The 2,391-nt window shown below is 76.5% G+C and carries 1 protein-coding gene and 1 pseudogene; both read left to right on the plus strand.

Features of this window, described 5'->3' with window-relative positions; all coding sequences use genetic code 11:
* Positions 1-883, plus strand: a pseudogene (locus tag ND748_RS30130) (hypothetical protein); the annotation flags it as partial.
* Positions 884-1,023: 140 nt separating this feature from the next.
* The coding region (locus ND748_RS30135) for a DUF2142 domain-containing protein (protein ID WP_251749613.1) at positions 1,024-2,391 on the plus strand (1,368 nt) is incomplete at its 3' end.

A 2,391-nucleotide genomic window follows, 5' to 3' on the forward strand; every position in this document is an offset into this window, starting at 1 on the left:
CGGCCGGCGGGCGCCGCTGCGGGCGGTCGCCCCCGTCGTCGCGTTCGTGGTGGCGGCCGCCGTGCCGGTGGGCGCCTACGCGGGCTGGAGCGCGGCCGAGGGCAGGGGCTTCGCCGTGTCCGCTCATTCCGGCTTCTTCCTGTACGGGCGGGTGGCGACGTTCGCCGACTGCTCGACGATCTCCCGCGCTGACCTGCGCACCCTGTGCGACCCGCGGCCGGTGAACCAGCGCGGCGCCCCGGTCCGGTACCTGTGGCCGGCCGACTCGCCGCTGCGCCAGGGCCACCGGCAGATCCCGCCGGGCCGGGAAGACCTCGCGGGGACGTTCGCGCACGAGGTGGTGCGCGAACAGCCGTGGGCGCTCGTCACGTCCTCGGTCCGTTACCTCGCCGGCTACCTGGACCCGGTCCCGTACGAGACGTCGCAGGCGTCCCGGGCGGACACCTGGGAGCTGCCAACCCGGGTCACCAACGTGCTGCCCCCCGATGACGCCCATGCCGACGACGGCTACTTCGTTGCCACGGCGGTGCACTCGCCGCCGGCCGGTCTGCTCGCCGCCTGGTCCCGGCTCTCCTACGCGCCGATGCCCCTGGTCGGCCTGGGCCTGCTGGCGGGCGTGGCGGCGTCGCTGCTCACGGCGGCCCGGACGATTCGGGCCCGGCGGGCCCCACGGCGGGCGCCGGTGCCCGACTGCGCCGCCCTCGGCGTCGGGCGGGTGTTCTGGCTGGCGGCCGGGTCCGGGGTGTCGACCCTCGTGCTGTCCGCGGTCACCTCCGGCTTCGACTACCGCTACCTCGGCGCGGTCATCGGGCCGATCGCCCTGGCCGCAGTCCTCGGTGCGGGCGCCCTCGTCGCCGAGCTGCGGGGGCGAACCGCCGGATAGCGCACGCGGGCCGGACGTTACCGTCATATCGGCGGGGACGGACGGGGGCCCGTACGCCGCCGGTTGATCGGCGTGGGGGGTGCGCGATGGGATGGCACCCGCACGATGTGCCGGCCGGGGCCGCCGTTGGCGGTCCGACGATGCGGCGGTGGTTCGTGGCCGGGGTGGCCGCAGCCGGTCTGATCTTCAGCTCGCTGGGGCTGCTTGTCGCCGCGGTGGTCCCGCCGTTCACCGGGGCCGACGAGGCGCAGCACACGGCGTACGCGTTCGAGCTCGCCCACGGTTCGCTGCCGCAGCTCGACACCCCGGTGCGCTCTCGGGTGCCCGGCATGCCGGGCCTGCCGGCACGCTGCCGGGCCTCGCCGGCGCAGGCCCGGGCCGCGGTCGACGCGCACGCCGACGGGCTGTGCGGGGTGCGTCTGGGCCGGGGACTGTCCAACTACGATCTGGTCTACACCGCCAACCATCCGCCGTTGTTCTACGCGGTGGAGGCGGTGCCGCTGCGGGCCGGCGAGGCGGCGGGCCATCCGATGGCCGGATTCCGCGCCGCCCGCGTCGTCAACGTGCTGCTCGGCGTGGGGGTCGTCGTCGCGACGGCGGCATTGTGCCGTGGACTGCTGCCGCGACGGCCGGATGTCGCGGTCGGGGCGGCGGCGGTCATCGGGACCGTCGGGCTCGTCGTCGTCACCTCCGGGCAGATCTACAACGACACCCTGGCCATGGCGACCGTGACCGGGCTGCTCGCGGTGACCGTCGCGCTCGCCCGCGGCGGGCCGTGCCCGTGGCCGTGGCTCCTCGCGGGTCTCGCGGTGCTCGGGCCGGCCGCGGCGGCCAGCCGGGCGAGTGGCGCGGTGGCACTCGCCGCCGTGGTGCCCGCTGTAGCTGCCGCCGTCGCGTTGCACACGACGGGAAGCCGGGCCCGCCGGGTCGGCCGGGGCCTGGCCGCCGCCGGTGCGCTGCTCGCCCTCACCGTCGCCGCTGTCGGCTGGTTCTACCTGCGTAACCAGCGCCGGTACGGCGATCCCACCGCCGCCGGGCGGATCGCGGACATGTTTCCGGTCGGCGGGGCGCACCTCTCGGTCTGGCAGGTGCTGCGCGACGGTGATCTGTGGTGGTCCGTCTACCGCGGGTTCTTTGGTCGACCGATGCTCGTCACCGGCCACGCCGAGCAGGTCGCCGTCGGCGTCGCGGTGGTCACCGGCGCCGGTCTGGCCGCGGCGGCCCTGCGCGCGGCCACTCGGCGCTGGCCCAGGGGGGATGCCCGCATGGCGTCCGGAGCCGGCCCGAGCGGCGGCGGCAGTAGCAGCGGCGGTGGCGGCAGGGGCGGAGCGGTCGGGTGGCTGCTGCTGGCCGGGCACTGCCTGCTCGTCGTCGCCACCCTGGTGGGGTACGTGGCCGCCGGTGGGGCGTCGTTCACCCGCTACCTGCTGCCGATGGCGCCGGTGCTCGCGATCGGCGTCGCCGCGTCCTGCCGCGCCCTGCCGCTGGGCCGGCGCGGGCTGCCGACC

This window comes from Frankia sp. AiPs1, from assembly GCF_023716945.1.
Classification (GTDB): domain Bacteria; phylum Actinomycetota; class Actinomycetes; order Frankiales; family Frankiaceae; genus Frankia.